General features: G+C 57.2%; 1 rRNA gene (running past one end of the window). It reads left to right on the top strand.

Annotated elements, in window-relative coordinates:
* The first annotated feature begins 61 nt into the window (after positions 1–61).
* Positions 62–1,659, top strand: a 23S ribosomal RNA gene (locus tag ACFYPD_RS33990) (it continues 1,610 nt past the right edge of the window).

Here is a 1,659-nt window from a genome sequence, read left to right as displayed (position 1 = left end):
GCCTGTGGGTTGTGGGTTGGTCGTTTGTTGAGAATTGCACAGTGGACGCGAGCATCTTTGTGGTCAAGTTGTCAAGGGCGAACGGTGGATGCCTTGGCACCAGGAGCCGATGAAGGACGTGGGAGGCCGCGATAGGCCTGGGGGAGCTGTCAACCAAGCTGTGATCCCAGGGTGTCCGAATGGGGAAACCCGGCACCAGTCATGTGGTGTCACCCACACCTGAACACATAGGGTGTGTGGGGGGAACGCGGGGAAGTGAAACATCTCAGTACCCGTAGGAAGAGAAAACAACAAGTGATTCCGTGAGTAGTGGCGAGCGAAAGCGGATCTAGGCTAAACCGGCTGCGTGTGATACCTGTCAGGGGTTGCGTGGTCGGGGTTGTGGGACCCTGCTGAACAAGCTGACACTTGTTCGAGAAGTTACAAAGTCAGTGGCTAGTCGAACAGTCTGGAATGGCTGACCGTAGACGGTGATAGTCCGGTAGGTGAAAGTTGCTGACCTTCTGTGGGTGTTCCCGAGTAGCGGCGGACCCCTGAAATCTGCCGTGAATCTGCCAGGACCACCTGGTAAGCCTAAATACTTCCTGGTGACCGATAGCGGACGAGTACCGTGAGGGAATGGTGAAAAGTACCCCGGGAGGGGAGTGAAATAGTACCTGAAACCGTTCGCCTACAATCCGTCGGAGCCTTGCGGGGTGACGGCGTGCCTTTTGAAGAATGAGCCTGCGAGTTAGTGGCATGTGGCGAGGTTAACCCGTGTGGGGGAGCCGTAGCGAAAGCGAGTCTGAATAGGGCGTTTTCAGTCGCATGCTCTAGACCCGAAGCGGAGTGATCTAGCCATGGGCAGGCTGAAGCGCGGGTAAGACCGCGTGGAGGGCCGAACCCACCAACGTTGAAAAGTTGGGGGATGACCTGTGGTTAGGGGTGAAAGGCCAATCAAACTCCGTGATAGCTGGTTCTCCCCGAAATGCATTTAGGTGCAGCGTCGCGTGTTTCTTGCCGGAGGTAGAGCACTGGATGGTCTAGGGGGCCCACAAGCTTACCGAAATCAGCCAAACTCCGAATGCCGGTAAGTGAGAGCGCGGCAGTGAGACTGCGGGGGATAAGCTTCGTAGTCGAGAGGGAAACAGCCCAGATCACCAGCTAAGGCCCCTAAGCGTGTGCTAAGTGGAAAAGGATGTGGGGTCGCATAGACAACCAGGAGGTTGGCTTAGAAGCAGCCACCCTTTAAAGAGTGCGTAATAGCTCACTGGTCAAGTGGTTCCGCGCCGACAATGTAGCGGGGCTCAAGCACACCGCCGAAGCTGTGGCATTCACATTTCAACCTCGCTTGGACTTGATTCCTTGTGCAGGTGTGTGGATGGGTAGGGGAGCGTCGTGCCGCGAGTGAAGCAGCGGGGTGACCCAGTTGTGGACGCGGCACGAGTGAGAATGCAGGCATGAGTAGCGAAAGAAGGGTGAGAAACCCTTCCGCCGGATGACCAAGGGTTCCAGGGCCAGGCTAATCCGCCCTGGGTGAGTCGGGACCTAAGGCGAGGCCGAGAGGCGTAGTCGATGGACAACGGGTTGATATTCCCGTACCCGCGAAAGAGCGACCCTGACGAACCTCGTTGTGCTAACCACCCGAACCGCGGATGACCTTCGGGTCTGAAGCGGGGA

It is taken from the genome of Micromonospora sp. NPDC005299 (assembly GCF_042872345.1).
Classification (GTDB): domain Bacteria; phylum Actinomycetota; class Actinomycetes; order Mycobacteriales; family Micromonosporaceae; genus Micromonospora.
The sequence above is the reverse complement of the archived record's forward strand: the minus strand, read 5'-3'. Positions and strand labels throughout refer to the sequence as shown.